Below are 17,471 nucleotides of genomic sequence, written 5' to 3' on the forward strand. Positions count from 1 at the left end.
TATTTATGTTAAGGAGCGTGTTAAAGAAAACATCGCTATCCCACAACAAATCAGCACGCAGCCCAATGCCTGACTCCAGCCAGCCAATGCCAAACCAAGGCCGAGCAGCAAATAGTAGAATAGCCCCAGTAAAGCCCCCGCTGTACCCAACCGATCCCCATAGTTGTTCAGTGCAGAAGCTAAAACATTCGGAATAGCAAGCCCGTAAGCGGTTACCACTCCCAGCATTGGAAAAATAAATAACCAGCTATTTTCGAGCAGATAGACACCAATTCCGCTCAATAAACTAATCAATGAGGCGAGGGCAACTAATCTGGCTGATATCCACTGTTTCTTTAATAAGTATTTATTCAGTAACGATCCGAAGCCAACGCCCAAAGTCAATAACAGGCCGGTATAGCCAAATGTTTCCTGTGACAAGCCGAATTGCGCAAAACGGAATGGTGCTAATTGGTAATAGCTGAATAGGCTAACATTGAAAAATGCGATCAGAAACGCATGTCGCCAAATTGAAATATCTTTGAGCATTATGATTGAAGTCTCGCATAGAGACACTTTTGTCATATTAACCGGACGAGTTTCTGGCAGTCGAACAATAGACCAGCAGATTAGGATAACTGCCAGAATGGCTAATCCAGCAAATACCGCTTGATATCCAGATAAATAGTTCAATGCTGAGCCACTGGCCATTCCTATAGCCGGGCTGATTGCCAGGGCTATACCCATCATGGAGAAAACCCTCGCTAATTCATCTCCTCTAAAACTATCTCGCATAATGGTTTGGGTACCGACAGATCCGACAGCGGCACCGAAAGCGGATAGCATTCGGGCAACGAGCAATAACCAGAATTGTTGGGTTATCAGTGCCAGAAGAGAAGCTAAACCATAAAGTGACAGACCGGCAATCATGGCTGGACGTCTGCCAATCACATCACACATACGACCCCATATAACAACACCTAAAGCAAAGGCAAAGAAATAGAGTGAAAGTGTTTGAGCTGCCTGCTCTGAACCAACCGAAAATCCTTTGGCAATATTGGCTAATGCAGGGCTATAGATAGTTTCCACAATCTGCGGAAACATGAGTAAGGCGATGGTAAGCCAAAGCGAGGGTTTAGTTTGCATGATTTTTCTTTTGATAACGGATGATTAATGGAAGTGAAGTTAGCATTTTGTTGAATGTCTGATTATGATAATAAAGACTATTTATTATCATAATCAGACATAAAGTTTGGTAGGGAAAATATGGTGTGGTTGCAGCAAAGCGATCATTTTGATCCGGACAGCTTCAATATGCCTGTGATTGGCATTGCGGCAGAAATGGGGCAGCACGATTCCGGTTTCCATCAGCATAATATGGGGCAGCTATTGTTTACCCAGCGAGGCTGCATCAAGATTACATTGGAAAACCAGATTTCCATTTTGCCGCCAACCAGAGTGGCATGGATTCCTCCCAAGATAAGACATCGGGCTGAAATGCGTAGTTCGGTAGGGTATCGTTCTATTTATCTGAATGTTTCTGAGACTGAATTGATTTCAGCACAAAGTGAAGTATTGGAAGCCACGCCATTGTTACAGGCTCTTTTAGAACGTATTGCGATATCTTCTTTTGATTCTGATTGGCATCAGGGAAGGAGAGCGCATTGGCTGGCAGTATTTTTTGATGAGATCCGTGAAGCGCGTAGGGAACCCACTTTATTGCCTCTGCCTTTTGATCGGCGTTTGAAATACTTATCGCTGGAACAATTGCCGCCACCATTGTGCATACTTGCTACTTATATTGGTGCCAGTGAAAAAACGATTACTCGGATATTTCAACGTGATACAGGCATGAATTATCAGCAATGGCGACAACAATGGCGATTAGTAAAAGCAATAGAGTTATTGGCGCAAAATAAAACGTTATCCTATATAGCGCAAGAACTCGGCTTTGCCAATGATAGTGCATTTGTGACGTTTTTTCGTAGAGCTATGGGCAGGCCGCCAAGGGAATATATGGAGGACTCAGGGAGATGAAATTTAGGTCAGTTTGAACACCAGGACTCTGGCAGAAAAACAGAGGAAGTGCATCAGCCCTTGCTGGTGATGAGAAAGAGAAAAAGCCAATTGTTTCGTCGATAGAAAGTTTTTATGGAAGAATCATCGTGATTTTATACCTTTTCGTTGTTAAAACAATAATTGATATCCAACCATAAAAAAATGTACCCCTTATATTAGTGTCACAACGTATATTAAGAGGTACATTATATATACTATTTTTTAGGAAATTATTTATTATATGAATTTGTTGTATTTTAAATAGTATTATTTGGTTACTTTTTTAATTGGTTTTTAAAATCACGTTTGCTATGACCAGTATAAAGCTGGCGTGGGCGAGCGATCTTCAGGCCTTCATCATGCATTTCATTCCAGTGTGCAATCCAGCCGATGGTACGGGCAATGGCGAAAATCACAGTGAACATGGACGATGGGATACCCATGGCTTTCAATATGATGCCAGAATAGAAATCAACGTTCGGGTACAGTTTCTTCTCAATGAAGTACGGGTCGTTCAGGGCGATACGCTCCAGTTCCATTGCTACTTCCAGCAGGCTGTCATTCAGGCCGAGTTCATTCAGCACTTCATGGCAGGTTTCGCGCATTACTGTCGCGCGTGGATCGTAGTTTTTATAAACACGGTGACCAAAGCCCATCAGGCGGAAAGAGTCGTTTTTATCTTTAGCGCGGGCAATGAATTCAGGAATGTGCTCGACAGTTTGGATCTCTTCCAGCATACGCAGACAAGCTTCGTTTGCGCCGCCATGCGCTGGTCCCCACAGGGATGCGATTCCTGCGGCGATACAGGCAAACGGGTTGGCACCAGAAGAACCCGCAGTACGCACTGTTGAAGTTGAAGCATTCTGTTCATGGTCTGCATGCAGAATGAAAATGCGATCCATAGCGCGTTCCAACACAGGATTAACTTTATATTCCTCACAAGGTGTTGAAAACATCATGTGCAAGAAGTTAGCCGCGTAGGACAGCTCATTGCGTGGGTAAACGAAAGGTTGTCCAAGAGAATATTTGTAACACATTGCCGCTACAGTTGGCATTTTGGAGAGGAGGCGATAAGCGGTGATTTCACGGTGGCGAGGATTATGGACATCCAGTGCATCATGGTAGAAGGCAGCCAGAGCGCCAGTAACACCACAAAGTACAGCCATTGGGTGGGAATCACGGCGGAAACCGTGGAACAGACGGGTGATCTGTTCATGGATCATCGTATGGCGGGTTATCGTCGTTTTAAACTTTTCATATTCTTCGGGAGTTGGCGGCTCGCCGTACAGCAGAATGTAACAGACTTCCAGATAGGTTGATTCCGTTGCAAGCTGATCGATGGGAAAACCACGGTGTAGCAAAATGCCTTCATCGCCATCAATATAGGTGATCTTCGACTCACAGGAGGCAGTGGAAGTAAAGCCAGGATCGTAGGTATAGAAGCCCTTTGAGCCGAGGGTACGAACGTCAATCACTTCAAAACCTAGGGTCGGCGTTAGTACGTCTAGTTCGATAGCAGCTGAACCATTTATGTTCAACGCAGCCTTTTTATCAGCCATTTACATCTCCTTAGCGCTTATATTTATAACCCCTAACAACCAGATAGGCGCAATTTATACTGTGCCGAAGGCATTGTGCTACCGGAGAGAATTTAAAATCAGGCTGGTATCACATTTAACGCTGAAATCTCATTACGGATGACAATGGTTTTCAGGTTGTTAAAAAGTTTCTGGGAATTATGTTTAAAGTATTTTTGACATAAAATGTTACCATTTTGTGCTTAAACAATACTTTTCCATAACTTCTGTTTTTCGTTAAGTTTATTTTTTCATCGTGGAACGACGGAAAACAATATATAACGACATATATGTAAGATAAATGTTTAATCTTTGTCAAACAAGATAATGTTTTTTATAGTGAATGTTTGAAGCGTGATCTTTCTCACTGTTCAAGCTAAATGTTAATAATCATATTGTGTGGGAATTGTAATAACAATGTGAAGTACTTATACTTCCGTCAGGTCTCCGGATTACCCTGATGTAGGAGCACCCAGCGTAACCAAATCACAACTTTATGATGAACAGTAAGGATTGTTAGTTTTATTATGTTGTGTCTTTGTATCCTCTTAGCGCTGTCTGATTCCCGCCCAGGACCGGAGGATGGAAAATAAAAAAAGCTTTGTGGGCAAAATTGTGAAAAAACAAAGACCTGTCAACCTTGATCTGCGGACGATTAACCAACCCGTCTCCGCAATAGCATCGATCTTGCACCGTATCTCAGGCGTCATCACCTTTATCGCAGTCGGTATTTTGCTGTGGTTGTTGGGTATGTCACTGTCTTCGCAGGAGGGATTCCTACAAGCATCTGAAATCATGACTGGCTTCTTCGCCAAATTTATCCTGTGGGGGATATTGACGGCGTTGGCTTACCACGTTTGTGGTGGTATTCGCCATGTATTGATGGATTTCGGCTTCTTGGAAGAAAATCTCGCTACCGGTCGTGTTTCTGCCAAAGTAGCAATAGTGATCGCGGTTATTCTGTCTATTCTGGCTGGAGTATTATTATGGTAAGCAACGCATCCGCATTGGGTCGTACGGGTATTCAGGATTGGCTGCTGTTACGTGCATCTGCAATTATTATTGTTTTGTACGTCCTTTACCTCGTTGGTTTTGTCGCAACAATGTCGGATATGACTTATGAAGTCTGGCGTGGTTTCTTCTCTGCATCTCTCACTAAGGTGTTCACAGTATTGACGTTGATTTCCATTCTGGTTCACGCATGGATCGGTATGTGGCAGGTGCTGACTGATTATGTCAAGCCTCTCGCACTGCGTCTGGTGCTGCAACTGGTAATTATTGTGGCACTGTTATCTTATTTGATTTACGGAACAATTGTTGTGTGGGGTGCATAAATGAAACTGCCAGTAAGAGAGTTTGATGCTGTTGTTATTGGTGCTGGCGGCGCAGGTATGCGTGCCGCACTACAAATTTCACAAATGGGTTTATCCTGTGCCTTGATTTCCAAGGTATTCCCAACCCGTTCACATACTGTTTCAGCACAGGGCGGAATTACTGTAGCTCTGGGCAACACCCATGATGATAACTGGGAATGGCACATGTATGATACGGTGAAAGGTTCCGATTATATCGGTGACCAAGATGCTATCGAATATATGTGTAAAACAGGGCCAGAAGCCATTTTGGAACTGGAACACATGGGGCTGCCATTCTCCCGTCTGGATGACGGTCGTATTTATCAGCGTCCATTCGGCGGGCAATCCAGGAATTTTGGTGGTGAACAGGCTGCTCGTACTGCCGCCGCCGCTGACCGTACTGGCCATGCTCTGCTGCACACTCTGTATCAGCAAAATTTAAAAAATCACACAACTATTTTCTCTGAGTGGTATTCACTGGATCTGGTTAAAAATCAGGATGGTGCGATTGTTGGTTGTACCGCCATTTGTATTGAAACGGGTGAAGTCGTCTATTTCAAATCTAAAGCAACCATTCTGGCAACCGGTGGTGCAGGCCGTATATATCAATCCACAACCAATGCGCATATTAATACAGGTGATGGTGTTGGTATGGCTCTGCGTGCTGGCGTCCCTGTTCAGGACATGGAGATGTGGCAATTCCATCCAACGGGTATCGCTGGTGCGGGGGTATTGGTTACAGAAGGCTGCCGTGGTGAAGGTGGTTACCTCCTGAATAAAGATGGTGAGCGCTTCATGGAGCGTTATGCACCAAATGCTAAAGATCTTGCCGGTCGTGATGTGGTTGCTCGTTCCATCATGATTGAAATCCGTGAAGGCCGTGGTTGTGATGGTCCATGGGGACCTCACGCGAAATTGAAACTGGATCATCTGGGCAAGGAAGTATTGGAATCCCGTCTGCCGGGTATCCTCGAATTATCCCGTACTTTCGCTCACGTAGATCCGGTGAAAGAGCCGATTCCGGTTATTCCGACCTGCCACTATATGATGGGTGGTATTCCGACTAAGATCACTGGTCAGGCATTGACCGTCAACGAAAAAGGCGAAGACGTTGTGATTCCGGGCTTATTTGCCGTGGGTGAAATTGCCTGTGTATCCGTTCACGGAGCAAACCGTCTGGGTGGTAACTCACTGCTCGATTTGGTGGTATTCGGTCGTTCCGCAGGTTTGCATTTGAAAGAGTGTCTGATGGAGCAGGGAACCAGCCGCGATGCCAGTGAATCTGATATTGATCTTGGATTGCAACGTCTGAACCGTTGGAATAATACCCGTTCAGGTGAAGATCCAGTTGAAATTCGTAAGGCTCTGCAATCCTGCATGCAGAATAACTTCTCAGTATTCCGCGAAGGCGATGCAATGGCGAAAGGGCTGGATGAACTGAAAGAGATCCGTGATCGCTTGAAAAATGCTCGGCTGGATGATACTTCGTCAGAATTCAATACCCAGCGCATCGAATGTCTGGAATTAGATAACCTGATGGAAACTGCTTATTCTACCGCAGTCGCTGCGAACTTCCGTACCGAAAGCCGTGGTGCTCACAGCCGTTTTGATTATCCAGAACGTGATGATGCTAACTGGCTCTGCCATAGCCTGTATTTGCCGCAAACTGAGAGCATGACTCGTCGTGAAGTGAATATGCAGCCAAAACTGCGTGAAGCTTTCCCGCCGAAAGTGCGTTCTTACTAATTGCGTTGCTGATGTTCCAGTTGCAGAGAAATAGATTATGAAACTTGAATTCTCAATTTATCGTTATAATCCAGATGTAGACGATGTGCCCCATATGCAGGACTACACTCTGGAAGCTGAGGAAGGGCGCGATATGATGTTGCTGGATGCACTTATCCAGCTAAAAGAACAAGATCCGACCTTAGCATTCCGTCGTTCTTGCCGTGAGGGAGTTTGTGGCTCTGATGGTGTGAATATGAATGGTAAAAATGGTTTGGCTTGTGTTACGCCGATTTCAGCACTGCGTCGTGGCAATAAGAAAATTGTTATTCGTCCGTTGCCGGGCTTGCCTGTGGTTCGTGATCTGGTTGTTGATATGGGGCAGTTTTATGCGCAATATGAAAAAATCCGCCCTTATCTGATTAATGATGATAAAAATCCTCCATCGCGTGAACACCTGCAATTACCAGAACAGCGTGAAAAATTGGATGGCTTGTATGAATGTATTCTGTGTGCTTGCTGCTCGACATCCTGCCCGTCATTCTGGTGGAATCCTGATAAATTTATTGGTCCAGCGGGTCTTCTGGCAGCGTATCGTTTCTTGATTGATAGCCGTGATACTGAAACAGCCTCACGTTTGGATAATCTGAATGATGCTTTCAGTGTTTTCCGCTGCCATGGGATCATGAACTGTGTCAACGTATGCCCTAAAGGACTGAATCCGACAAAAGCGATTGGTCATATTAAATCTATGCTGCTGAAACACAGCGCATAAATAAAACTTTGTGCATAAATAACACATAATTTGCATGTAAATAATGCATATAATGTTGCCCTCCACAAATTTGAAATAAATATCAAACCAGTGGAGGGCATAAAGAATGAAAAATGATAAATTGCCTACTGTAAAAGATTATGCATATTTCTAAATAAAGGAACCTTTAAAAACTGAATACAGTTTTTAAAGGTTCCTTGAAGGGTAGGAAAACCCAAATTAAAGAACATGCATTAAGCACGTCCAAATGAACCTTTTATCAACACCGCTAATTAAGCGGGTATTTGTTAACCACGGCGAAAACTAAAGCTTTTAAAGCTTAAGGGATCACAATGCAGAACGGCGCAATGAAGGACTGGCTGGACTCGAGCTTTCTGGCTGGTGCAAACCAGTCTTACATAGAGCAAATCTATGAAGACTATATAACCGATCCTAACTCTGTTGATGCAAGTTGGAGAGAAATTTTCCAACAATTACCGGATGTAGGACTTGGCGGGGAACAACTTCACTCACAGACACGCGATTATTTCCGTCGTCTGGCAAAAGATGCCACGCGTTACCACTCTTCAGTCAGCGATCCAGCAATGGATGCAAAACAAGTCAAAGTTTTGCAGCTCATCAACGCATTCCGCTTCCGCGGACACCAACATGCGAACCTTGATCCATTGGGATTATGGAAACAGGAACCTGTACCAGATCTTGATCCTGCTTTCCATAATTTAACAAAAGCGGATTTTGAAGAAACGTTTAATGTGGGTTCTTTTGCCATTGGTAAAGAGACAATGAAATTGGCTGATCTGTATGACGCATTGAAGCGCATTTATTGCGGTTCAATTGGTGCGGAATACATGCATATTACCAATACAGAGGAAAAACGTTGGATTCAGCAACGTCTGGAATCTGTGGCGGTAAGCTCACAGTTCAATTCAGAAGAAAAACGTCGTTTCCTGAAAGAGTTGACGTCTGCGGAAGGGTTAGAACGTTATCTTGGCGCTAAGTTCCCGGGGGCGAAACGCTTCTCCCTTGAGGGTGGTGACGCTCTTATCCCTATGCTGAAAGAGCTGATTCGCCATGCGGGTAAACAGGATACCCGTGAAGTTGTGTTTGGAATGGCACACCGTGGTCGTCTCAACGTTCTCGTTAACCTTCTGGGTAAAAAGCCAGCCGATCTATTCGACGAGTTTGCGGGTAAACATAAAGAACACCTTGGTACTGGTGACGTAAAATACCATCAGGGTTTTTCTTCTGATTTCGAAACCGAAGGTGGCTTGGTTCATTTAGCACTGGCCTTTAACCCGTCTCACCTTGAAATTGTCAGTCCTGTCGTTATCGGTTCTGTACGTGCCCGTCGTGATCGTCTTGATGAAGGTCGCAGTAATATGGTTCTGCCTGTTACCATCCACGGCGATGCAGCAGTCACAGGGCAAGGGGTTGTTCAGGAAACACTGAACATGTCTCAGGCTCGTGGCTACGAAGTTGGTGGTACAGTTCGCATTGTGATTAACAACCAAGTGGGCTTCACGACTTCCAATCCGAAAGATGCACGTTCAACACAGTATTGTACTGATATTGTGAAGATGGTTCAGGCACCTATTTTCCACGTTAATTCAGATGATCCAGAAGCAGTTGCATTTGTTACTCGTCTGGCGCTTGATTTCCGTAATACTTTCAAACGTGACGTAATGATCGACTTGGTTTGCTATCGTCGTCACGGTCACAACGAAGCCGATGAACCAAGTGCAACTCAGCCACTGATGTACCAGAAAATCAAAAAACAGCCAACAGCCCGTAAAATCTATGCTGACAAGCTGATAGAGGAAGGTTTACTGGCTGCCAATGATGTCACTGAGATGGCTAATCTGTATCGTGATGCGCTGGATCATGGTGAGTGTGTTGTGGATGAATGGCGTCCAATGGGGCTTCACTCATTCACATGGGAGCCTTACCTGAACCACGAATGGGATGAAGAATATCCGCATAAAGTGGATATGAAACGCCTGCAAGATCTTGGGAAGCGTATCAGTTCCATTCCTGCCGAAGTTGAAATGCATTCACGTGTTGCCAAAATTTATGGTGATCGTGCAGAAATGGCTAATGGCAATAAACTGTTTGACTGGGGTGGAGCGGAAACACTGGCTTATGCAACGCTGGTTGATGAAGGCATTCCTGTGCGTCTTTCCGGTGAAGATGCGGGTCGTGGTACTTTCTTCCACCGCCATGCAGTAATTCACAATCAGACTAATGCTTCTGTCTATGTGCCGCTGGAAAATATTCACAATGGTCAGGGTGTATTCAACGTATGGGATTCGGTACTGTCAGAAGAAGCAGTGCTGGCATTTGAATACGGCTACGCAACAACAGAACCTCGTGCCCTGACGATTTGGGAAGCTCAGTTTGGTGACTTTGCCAATGTAGCTCAGACCGTAATTGACCAGTTCATCAGCTCCGGCGAACAAAAATGGGGTCGCATGTGTGGTCTGGTTATGTTGTTGCCACATGGTTATGAAGGTCAGGGACCAGAGCATTCATCAGCACGTTTAGAACGTTATCTGCAACTGTGTGCAGAGCAAAACATGCAGGTGTGTGTGCCATCGACACCAGCTCAGGTTTATCACATGCTGCGCCGTCAGTCTCTGCGTGGTATGCGTCGTCCGCTTATCGTTATGTCACCTAAATCACTTCTGCGTCACCCATTGGCTGTATCCAGTCTGAATGAAATGGCTGACGGCAAATTCGAGCCAGTGATTGGTGAAATTGACGTGTTAGATCCAAAAGATGTTAAACGTGTTGTACTTTGTTCCGGTAAAGTTTATTACGACCTTCTGGAACAGCGCCGTAAGAATGAACAGACTAATGTTGCTATCGTGCGCATTGAACAGCTGTATCCATTCCCACGTCAGCATTTGCAAGCTCAGCTTGAGCAATATGCCCATGTTCATGACTTCGTCTGGTGTCAGGAAGAGCCATTGAACCAAGGGGCTTGGTATTGCAGTCAACATAATTTCCGTGAAGCGATCCCATTCGGGGCATCTTTACGTTATGCAGGTCGTCCAGCATCTGCTTCCCCGGCTGTGGGATATCCGTCTGTTCACCAGAAGCAACAGAAAGCACTGGTTGATGACGCACTGAACGTTGAATAAATAAGGATAGAAAATGAGTAGCGTAGAAATTCTGGTTCCGGACCTTCCTGAATCTGTTGCAGATGCCACTGTTGCAACATGGCATAAAAAACCGGGTGACACCATAGAGCGTGACGATGTGCTGGTTGAAATTGAAACTGACAAAGTTGTTTTGGAAGTACCAGCAAGTGAAGCTGGTGTTCTGGAAGCTATTTTGGAAGAAGAAGGTGCCACTGTATTGTCCAAGCAACTGATTGGTCGCATCCGTTTGGGTGACAGCACAGGCATGCCTGCTGAAGTGAAAGAAAAAACAGAATCAACACCAGCACAACGCCAGTCTGCTTCTCTGGAAGAAGAAAGTAATGATGCTCTGAGTCCAACGGTTCGTCGCTTAATCGCAGAGTATGATTTAGATCCGGCTGCAATTAAAGGCAGCGGTGTAGGTGGTCGTATTGTTCGTGAAGACGTAGAAAAATATATCGCTGCGAATAAAAAAGAAGGTGATAAGCCTGCTGCATCGGCATCTGCGGCGCAGAAATCTCCACTGCCACATCGCAGTGAGAAACGTGTTCCAATGACTCGCCTGCGTAAGCGTGTTGCTGAACGTCTGCTGGAAGCGAAAAACAATACGGCAATGTTGACGACATTCAACGAAGTCAACATGAAGCCAATTCAGGAACTGCGTAAGCAGTACGGCGATGCGTTTGAAAAACGTCACGGCATGCGTTTGGGCTTTATGTCTTTCTATGTGAAAGCAGTGGTTGAAGCACTGAAACGCTATCCAGAAGTTAACGCTTCTATTGATGGCACTGATGTGGTTTATCACAACTATTTTGATATCAGCATTGCAGTATCTACACCACGCGGGCTGGTTACACCTGTATTGCGTGATGCAGATGCACTCGGCATGGCTGATATTGAGAAAAACATCAAAGAGCTGGCTATCAAAGGCCGTGACGGTAAATTGACCGTTGAAGAACTCACTGGAGGTAATTTCACCATTACTAATGGCGGTGTTTTCGGCTCGCTGATGTCTACACCTATCATTAACCCACCACAAAGCGCGATCCTTGGCATGCACGCCATTAAAGATCGCCCAATGGCAGTGAATGGTCAGGTTGAAATCCTTCCTATGATGTATCTGGCACTGTCCTATGATCATCGCCTGATTGATGGCCGTGAATCTGTGGGCTTTCTGGTGACCATCAAAGAAATGCTCGAAGATCCAACACGTTTGTTGCTGGATGTATAGCACCACTATCGGCGGAGGGTGTTAAGCTCCGCCAAGTCTGAAGTAGTACGACGTTGATGTAAAAATGTATATACAGGCCAGCCTTCGGGTTGGTCATATCCAGAGCAACAAGATATACCCTATGGATTTTAAGATGTAGCCAACAAAGCTGCAATTTGGAAGACGGCAGGTGTAGAAGGTAATTTACCTTTCTTAGATAAAATTATGGATAGAACATCATGAATTTACACGAGTATCAGGCAAAACAACTTTTCGCACGGTATGGCTTACCAGCACCAACTGGCTATGCTTGCACTACCCCGCGCGAAGCAGAAGAAGCAGCATCCAAGATTGGTTCAGGCCCTTGGGTCGTTAAATGTCAGGTCCATGCAGGTGGCCGCGGTAAGGCTGGTGGCGTGAAAGTCGTCAATAGCAAGGAAGATATCCGTGCTTTTGCTGAACAATGGCTGGGTAAACGACTGGTCACTTACCAGACAGATGCACAGGGACAACCTGTTCATCAGATCTTGGTGGAAGGAGCAACCGATATTGCCAAGGAGCTGTATCTCGGTGCTGTTGTTGATCGTGGTACGCGTCGTGTAGTTTTCATGGCCTCTACTGAAGGTGGTGTCGAAATAGAAAAAGTGGCGGAAGAAACGCCCGAGCTGATTCATAAAGCAATTATCGACCCACTGACTGGCCCTATGCCTTATCAAGGCCGTGAATTGGCGTTTAAACTCGGTTTGACTGGTAAGCAAGTTGGTCAATTCACCAAGATTTTTTTGGGATTGGCAAACCTGTTCCTGGAGCGTGATCTGGCGCTAGTTGAAATTAACCCTCTGGTTATTACTACACAAGGCGATCTTATTTGTCTGGATGGGAAACTGGGTGCTGATGGTAACGCCATGTTCCGCCAAGCTGAACTACGTGAAATGCATGACCCTTCACAGGAAGATTCACGTGAAGCTCAGGCCGCACAGTGGGAACTGAACTATGTTGCGCTGGATGGCAACATTGGTTGCATGGTGAATGGTGCTGGTCTGGCAATGGGAACGATGGACATTGTTAAACTGCACGGTGGTGCCCCGGCAAACTTCCTTGATGTGGGTGGTGGTGCGACGAAAGAGCGTGTTACCGAAGCATTCAAAATTATTTTGTCAGATGAAAATGTCAAAGCTGTTTTAGTAAATATCTTTGGTGGTATCGTCCGTTGTGACCTGATTGCTGACGGCATTATTGGCGCTGTGGAAGAAGTAGGCGTTAACGTACCAGTCGTTGTTCGTCTGGAAGGAAACAATGCTGAACTGGGTGCGAAGAAATTGGCAGACAGTGGTTTGAACATCATTGCAGCGACCAGTTTGACAGACGCAGCTAAACAGGCAGTAGCAGCAGCGGGGAATAAATAATGTCTATTTTAATCGATAAAAATACCAAAGTGATTTGTCAGGGCTTTACCGGTAGCCAAGGTACTTTCCACTCAGAGCAGGCGATTGCTTACGGTACTCAAATGGTTGGTGGTGTAACACCAGGCAAAGGTGGTACTGAGCATCTGGGATTACCTGTGTTCAATACTGTACGTGAAGCGGTTGAAGCAACGGGTGCAACTGCCTCTGTTATCTATGTTCCAGCACCATTCTGTAAAGATTCTATTTTAGAAGCGATTGAAGCAGGTATTAAACTGATCATCACTATTACAGAAGGTATTCCAACGCTTGATATGCTGACAGTGAAAGTAAAACTGGATCAAGCTGGTATACGCATGATTGGCCCTAACTGTCCGGGAGTGATAACTCCTGATGAATGTAAGATCGGTATCATGCCCGGCCACATTCATAAATCCGGCAAAGTGGGTATTGTCTCGCGTTCTGGTACACTGACTTATGAAGCGGTTAAGCAGACTACTGATGCTGGATTAGGGCAATCCACCTGTGTCGGTATTGGTGGTGACCCAATCCCGGGTTCAAACTTTATCGATATCTTGAAGCTGTTCCAGGAAGATCCACAGACTGAAGCCATTGTGATGATTGGTGAGATTGGTGGTACAGCAGAAGAAGAAGCGGCTGCTTATATCAAAGAGCATGTGACTAAACCTGTTGTTGCTTATATTGCGGGTGTAACTGCACCTAAAGGTAAGCGTATGGGACATGCGGGAGCAATTATCGCTGGCGGTAAAGGCACAGCAGATGAGAAATTTGCTGCGCTGGAAGCGGCAGGTGTTAAGACTGTTCGCAGTCTTGCTGACATTGGTGACGCCGTAAAAACACTATTGGCGTAATCAATTTCAAAATAAGCTATTTTTATAAGAAAAGGCTACCTCAGGGTAGCCTTTTTATTTTTATTTATAATATTAACAGTAAGTTAGTTGATTTATAAGAGATGGTATTTTTAAATTTAATTTAACCTATTTTAGAATATTCTATTTATTTTATGCATTTAATTCGAGATATTGAAAAATATATCTTTTAAGGAATGAAAATGAAAAGTTAATTTTATAATGTTTTTTACAGCAAAAAATAAATTACAGCTCATTGAAAACAACAATTTATTAACACTAAACAAACCAGAATGAAATAATAGATGTAATGCTTAACAAAACAAGGAAAAAATTGACTAAAATCAACTTATTACTATGAAATATATTCGCTAAACTTGATTAAATTGATCTAATATATATAGATATTAGCTTGGGAACCTACGCCATTGTTGACCTATATTCAGAATTCTAAGCTGGGTCACGCAAAAGCTATTTATTGTGTGTGAATATAAGCGTAATATTATTGTGGTATCTACTTATTTTTTGATTTAGTTAATAATTTATTATTGTGTTTGAGGCATTTATTGCTGGTAGTTACGAGACTTTCATTTTGTAAAGTCGGGTTGCCGCAAGTCGGTGTCTTCTTGCTAGGAGCTAGGAGTCAAGATGTTTGATATTGTCGAACTGTCACGATTACAGTTTGCCTTAACTGCCATGTACCACTTTCTGTTCGTGCCTTTAACGCTCGGTATGGCGTTTTTGCTTGCGATCATGGAAACGGTATATGTCCTTTCTGGCAAACAGATCTACAAAGATATGACAAAATTCTGGGGCAAGTTATTTGGCATTAACTTTGCTCTGGGGGTCGCAACGGGTTTGACCATGGAGTTCCAGTTCGGGACTAACTGGTCATATTTCTCACACTACGTTGGTGATATTTTTGGTGCGCCGCTGGCTATTGAAGGTCTGATGGCATTCTTCCTCGAATCTACATTCGTTGGCCTGTTTTTTTTCGGATGGGATCGCCTGAGCAAGAAACAACATCTAGCGGTTACTTGGCTGGTTGCATTAGGCTCTAACTTCTCTGCATTGTGGATTTTGATTGCGAATGGTTGGATGCAAAACCCGATTGCATCTGATTTCAATTTCGAAACAATGCGAATGGAAATGGTGAGTTTCAGTGAATTGGTACTGAATCCGGTAGCTCAGGTGAAATTTGTTCATACTGTTGCTGCGGGCTATGTAACAGGTGCCATTTTTGTATTGGGCATCAGCTCTTACTACTTGCTTAAAGGGCGCGATCTTGCGTTTGCCAAACGATCTTTTGCAATTGCTGCAAGTTTTGGTATGGCTGCGATATTGTCTGTGATTGTTCTGGGTGATGAATCTGGATACGAAATGGGTGATGTGCAGAAAACTAAACTGGCTGCGATTGAAGCTGAATGGGAAACTCAGCCGCCTCCGGCCTCATTCACGTTGATTGGTATTCCTGATCAAGATAAAATGGAAAACAAATATTCCATTCAAATTCCTTATGTTTTGGGTTTGATTGCTACTCGCTCCACAGATACGCCAGTTGTTGGTTTGCGTGATTTGATGAGCCAGCATGAACAACGAATTCGTAACGGTATCAAGGCATATGAGTTGCTGGAAGAGTTGCGTTCAGGCAATACTGAACTAAGTGTTCGCAACGCATTCAACGAAAGTAAAAAAGATCTTGGCTACGGTATGCTCGTGAAACGTTACACTGAAAACGTTATTGATGCGACAGAAGAACAAATTCAGGCCGCAGCAAAAGATTCTATTCCACGTGTAGCGCCACTCTACTTTGCATTCCGTATCATGGTCGCCGCAGGCTTTATTATGCTGCTGGTTATCGGTCTGTCATTCCTGAGCGTTATCCGCAACCGTATCGGTCAGCATAAATGGTTACTGCGCGCTGCACTGTTCAGCATTCCTTTACCGTGGATTGCCGTTGAAGCCGGATGGTTTGTTGCAGAATATGGTCGTCAGCCATGGGCAATTGGTGAAGTTCTGCCAACCGCAGTTGCTGCTTCAACACGCAGTGTCGGGGATCTGATTTTTTCAATGGTACTGATTTGTGGTCTGTACACCTTGTTCTTGATCGCAGAGATGTTCTTGATGTTCAAATTTGCCCGTCTTGGCCCAAGCAGCCTCAAGAGTGGTCGTTACCACTTTGAACAGAAAACAGCTTCTTCAGCGAACAATATTGAGTAAGCAGGAGTCCACTTATGCTTGATTATGATGTATTACGATTTATATGGTGGCTGCTGATTGGTGTGTTGCTGATCGGTTTCACAGTGACTGATGGTTTCGATATGGGAGTGGGTATCCTACTAAGAATCATCGGTAAAAATGATACCGAACGCCGTATCATGATTAACTCAGTTGCCCCACACTGGGATGGTAACCAAGTTTGGTTAATCACTGCTGGCGGAGCTTTGTTTGCAGCATGGCCAATGGTATACGCAGCCGCTTTCTCTGGTTTCTACGTGGCGATGATTCTGGTATTGGCTGCACTGTTTTTCCGTCCGGTTGGTTTTGATTACCGCTCAAAACTGGAAAATAGCACATGGCGCAATATGTGGGACTGGGGACTGGTTATCGGTAGCTTCGTACCTGCGTTGGTCATTGGTGTTGCATTTGGTAACTTGTTGCAAGGTGTGCCACTAGCAGTGGATTCCTACCTGCGTGTTTCCTATGAAGGTTCATTCTTCGGCTTGTTAAACCCTTATGGTTTGCTGGCTGGCGTGATCAGCCTGATGATGATCGTGACACAAGGTGCCACTTACTTGCAAATGCGTACAATGGGTGAATTGCATCTGCGTTCTCGTACTGTAACGTATATTTGTGCGGCGATCACAGCAGTTGCTTTCCTGTTGGCTGGGGTATGGCTGATTTATGGTATCGATGGCTATGTTGTAACGGGCGGTCTGGATGTGAATGCAGCATCTAACCCATTACATAAAGAAGTTGTTCAGCAGGCGGGTGCGTGGCTGACTAACTTCAACAACTATCCGACCCTGTGGACAATACCAGCTTTAGGTGTATTTCTCCCTCTGTTGACCATGCTGGCAACTCGTTTGGATAAAGGCGCTTGGGCTTTCTTCTTCTCATCATTGACAGTAACTTGCATTATCCTGACCTCAGGTATTGCTATGTTCCCATTTGTGATGCCATCAAGCATTGATCCAAATGTCAGCCTGACTATGTGGGATACGACTTCTAGTCAGTGGACGTTGCAAATTATGTTCGTTGTTGCTCTTATTTTCATTCCTATTATTCTGTCTTACACCATTTGGTGTTATTACAAAACCTTTGGGCGTTTGGATAAAAGTTACATTGAAAACAACAAACACTCACTGTATTAAGGAGCA

At 44.5% G+C, this 17,471-nt stretch carries 13 protein-coding genes; 11 read left to right on the forward strand and 2 right to left on the reverse strand.

Annotated features, from left to right (window positions below; genetic code table 11):
- Positions 1–3 precede the first annotated feature (3 nt).
- A complete protein-coding gene (locus AC5JQI_RS06265) occupies positions 4–1,125 on the reverse strand; it encodes an MFS transporter (protein ID WP_493914081.1) in 1,122 nt (373 codons plus the stop codon).
- Positions 1,126–1,245: 120 nt separating this feature from the next.
- On the opposite strand from AC5JQI_RS06265, the gene AC5JQI_RS06270 reads away from it, so the two are divergent.
- The gene (locus tag AC5JQI_RS06270) at positions 1,246–2,016 is read left to right on the forward strand and encodes an AraC family transcriptional regulator (RefSeq protein WP_493914082.1); all 771 of its coding nucleotides are present in this window, start codon (positions 1,246–1,248) and stop codon (positions 2,014–2,016) included.
- 296 nt (positions 2,017–2,312) lie between these two features.
- Here the strand turns inward: AC5JQI_RS06270 and AC5JQI_RS06275 are convergent, their stop codons facing one another.
- The gene (locus AC5JQI_RS06275) at positions 2,313–3,596 is read right to left on the reverse strand and encodes a citrate synthase (RefSeq protein WP_493914083.1); all 1,284 of its coding nucleotides are present in this window, start codon (positions 3,594–3,596) and stop codon (positions 2,313–2,315) included.
- A 621-nt stretch (positions 3,597–4,217) separates the two neighbouring features.
- Here AC5JQI_RS06275 and sdhC point away from each other — a divergent pair.
- The 10 genes from sdhC to cydB all read left to right on the forward strand — a co-directional run bounded on the left by sdhC (position 4,218) and on the right by cydB (position 17,465).
- The gene (gene sdhC, locus AC5JQI_RS06280) at positions 4,218–4,607 is read left to right on the forward strand and encodes a succinate dehydrogenase cytochrome b556 subunit (protein ID WP_237387484.1); all 390 of its coding nucleotides are present in this window, start codon (positions 4,218–4,220) and stop codon (positions 4,605–4,607) included.
- Positions 4,601–4,948, forward strand: coding sequence for a succinate dehydrogenase membrane anchor subunit (sdhD, locus tag AC5JQI_RS06285; protein WP_237387485.1), 348 nt, complete (start codon positions 4,601–4,603; stop codon positions 4,946–4,948). Before sdhC ends, sdhD begins: the two co-directional genes overlap by 7 nt.
- Positions 4,949–6,715: a succinate dehydrogenase flavoprotein subunit gene (sdhA, locus tag AC5JQI_RS06290; RefSeq protein ID WP_323855842.1), complete on the forward strand. Its 1,767-nt coding sequence runs from the start codon at positions 4,949–4,951 to the stop codon at positions 6,713–6,715. It begins immediately after the preceding gene.
- A 37-nt stretch (positions 6,716–6,752) separates the two neighbouring features.
- The gene (locus AC5JQI_RS06295) at positions 6,753–7,469 is read left to right on the forward strand and encodes a succinate dehydrogenase iron-sulfur subunit (protein WP_092552512.1); all 717 of its coding nucleotides are present in this window, start codon (positions 6,753–6,755) and stop codon (positions 7,467–7,469) included.
- A gap of 332 nt (positions 7,470–7,801) precedes the next feature.
- Positions 7,802–10,609: a 2-oxoglutarate dehydrogenase E1 component gene (gene sucA, locus AC5JQI_RS06300; RefSeq protein ID WP_493914084.1), complete on the forward strand. Its 2,808-nt coding sequence runs from the start codon at positions 7,802–7,804 to the stop codon at positions 10,607–10,609.
- Positions 10,610–10,622: 13 nt separating this feature from the next.
- Positions 10,623–11,840: a 2-oxoglutarate dehydrogenase complex dihydrolipoyllysine-residue succinyltransferase gene (gene odhB, locus AC5JQI_RS06305; protein WP_493914085.1), complete on the forward strand. Its 1,218-nt coding sequence runs from the start codon at positions 10,623–10,625 to the stop codon at positions 11,838–11,840.
- A gap of 218 nt (positions 11,841–12,058) precedes the next feature.
- Positions 12,059–13,225: an ADP-forming succinate--CoA ligase subunit beta gene (gene sucC, locus AC5JQI_RS06310; protein WP_237387489.1), complete on the forward strand. Its 1,167-nt coding sequence runs from the start codon at positions 12,059–12,061 to the stop codon at positions 13,223–13,225.
- Positions 13,225–14,094 (forward strand): succinate--CoA ligase subunit alpha, encoded by an 870-nt coding sequence (gene sucD, locus AC5JQI_RS06315; protein ID WP_493914086.1) that lies wholly within the window; start codon positions 13,225–13,227, stop codon positions 14,092–14,094. The genes sucC and sucD overlap by 1 nt, the downstream gene beginning before the upstream one ends.
- Positions 14,095–14,739: 645 nt before the next feature.
- Positions 14,740–16,311 (forward strand): cytochrome ubiquinol oxidase subunit I, encoded by a 1,572-nt coding sequence (gene cydA, locus AC5JQI_RS06320; RefSeq protein ID WP_493914087.1) that lies wholly within the window; start codon positions 14,740–14,742, stop codon positions 16,309–16,311.
- A gap of 14 nt (positions 16,312–16,325) precedes the next feature.
- A complete protein-coding gene (gene cydB / locus AC5JQI_RS06325) occupies positions 16,326–17,465 on the forward strand; it encodes a cytochrome d ubiquinol oxidase subunit II (protein ID WP_493914088.1) in 1,140 nt (379 codons plus the stop codon).
- Positions 17,466–17,471 lie beyond the last annotated feature (6 nt).

Source organism: Xenorhabdus sp. XBWT (assembly GCF_059072735.1).

What these genes read in the sequence shown, in the direction of transcription:
- AC5JQI_RS06265 (WP_493914081.1), bottom strand. Translation starts at nt 1,125, where the DNA reads ATGCAAACTAAACCCTCGCTTTGGCTTACCATCGCCTTACTCATGTTT.
- AC5JQI_RS06270 (WP_493914082.1), top strand. Translation starts at nt 1,246, where the DNA reads ATGGTGTGGTTGCAGCAAAGCGATCATTTTGATCCGGACAGCTTCAAT.
- AC5JQI_RS06275 (WP_493914083.1), bottom strand. Translation starts at nt 3,596, where the DNA reads ATGGCTGATAAAAAGGCTGCGTTGAACATAAATGGTTCAGCTGCTATC.
- sdhD (WP_237387485.1), top strand. Translation starts at nt 4,601, where the DNA reads ATGGTAAGCAACGCATCCGCATTGGGTCGTACGGGTATTCAGGATTGG.
- sdhA (WP_323855842.1), top strand. Translation starts at nt 4,949, where the DNA reads ATGAAACTGCCAGTAAGAGAGTTTGATGCTGTTGTTATTGGTGCTGGC.
- AC5JQI_RS06295 (WP_092552512.1), top strand. Translation starts at nt 6,753, where the DNA reads ATGAAACTTGAATTCTCAATTTATCGTTATAATCCAGATGTAGACGAT.
- sucA (WP_493914084.1), top strand. Translation starts at nt 7,802, where the DNA reads ATGCAGAACGGCGCAATGAAGGACTGGCTGGACTCGAGCTTTCTGGCT.
- odhB (WP_493914085.1), top strand. Translation starts at nt 10,623, where the DNA reads ATGAGTAGCGTAGAAATTCTGGTTCCGGACCTTCCTGAATCTGTTGCA.
- sucC (WP_237387489.1), top strand. Translation starts at nt 12,059, where the DNA reads ATGAATTTACACGAGTATCAGGCAAAACAACTTTTCGCACGGTATGGC.
- sucD (WP_493914086.1), top strand. Translation starts at nt 13,225, where the DNA reads ATGTCTATTTTAATCGATAAAAATACCAAAGTGATTTGTCAGGGCTTT.
- cydA (WP_493914087.1), top strand. Translation starts at nt 14,740, where the DNA reads ATGTTTGATATTGTCGAACTGTCACGATTACAGTTTGCCTTAACTGCC.
- cydB (WP_493914088.1), top strand. Translation starts at nt 16,326, where the DNA reads ATGCTTGATTATGATGTATTACGATTTATATGGTGGCTGCTGATTGGT.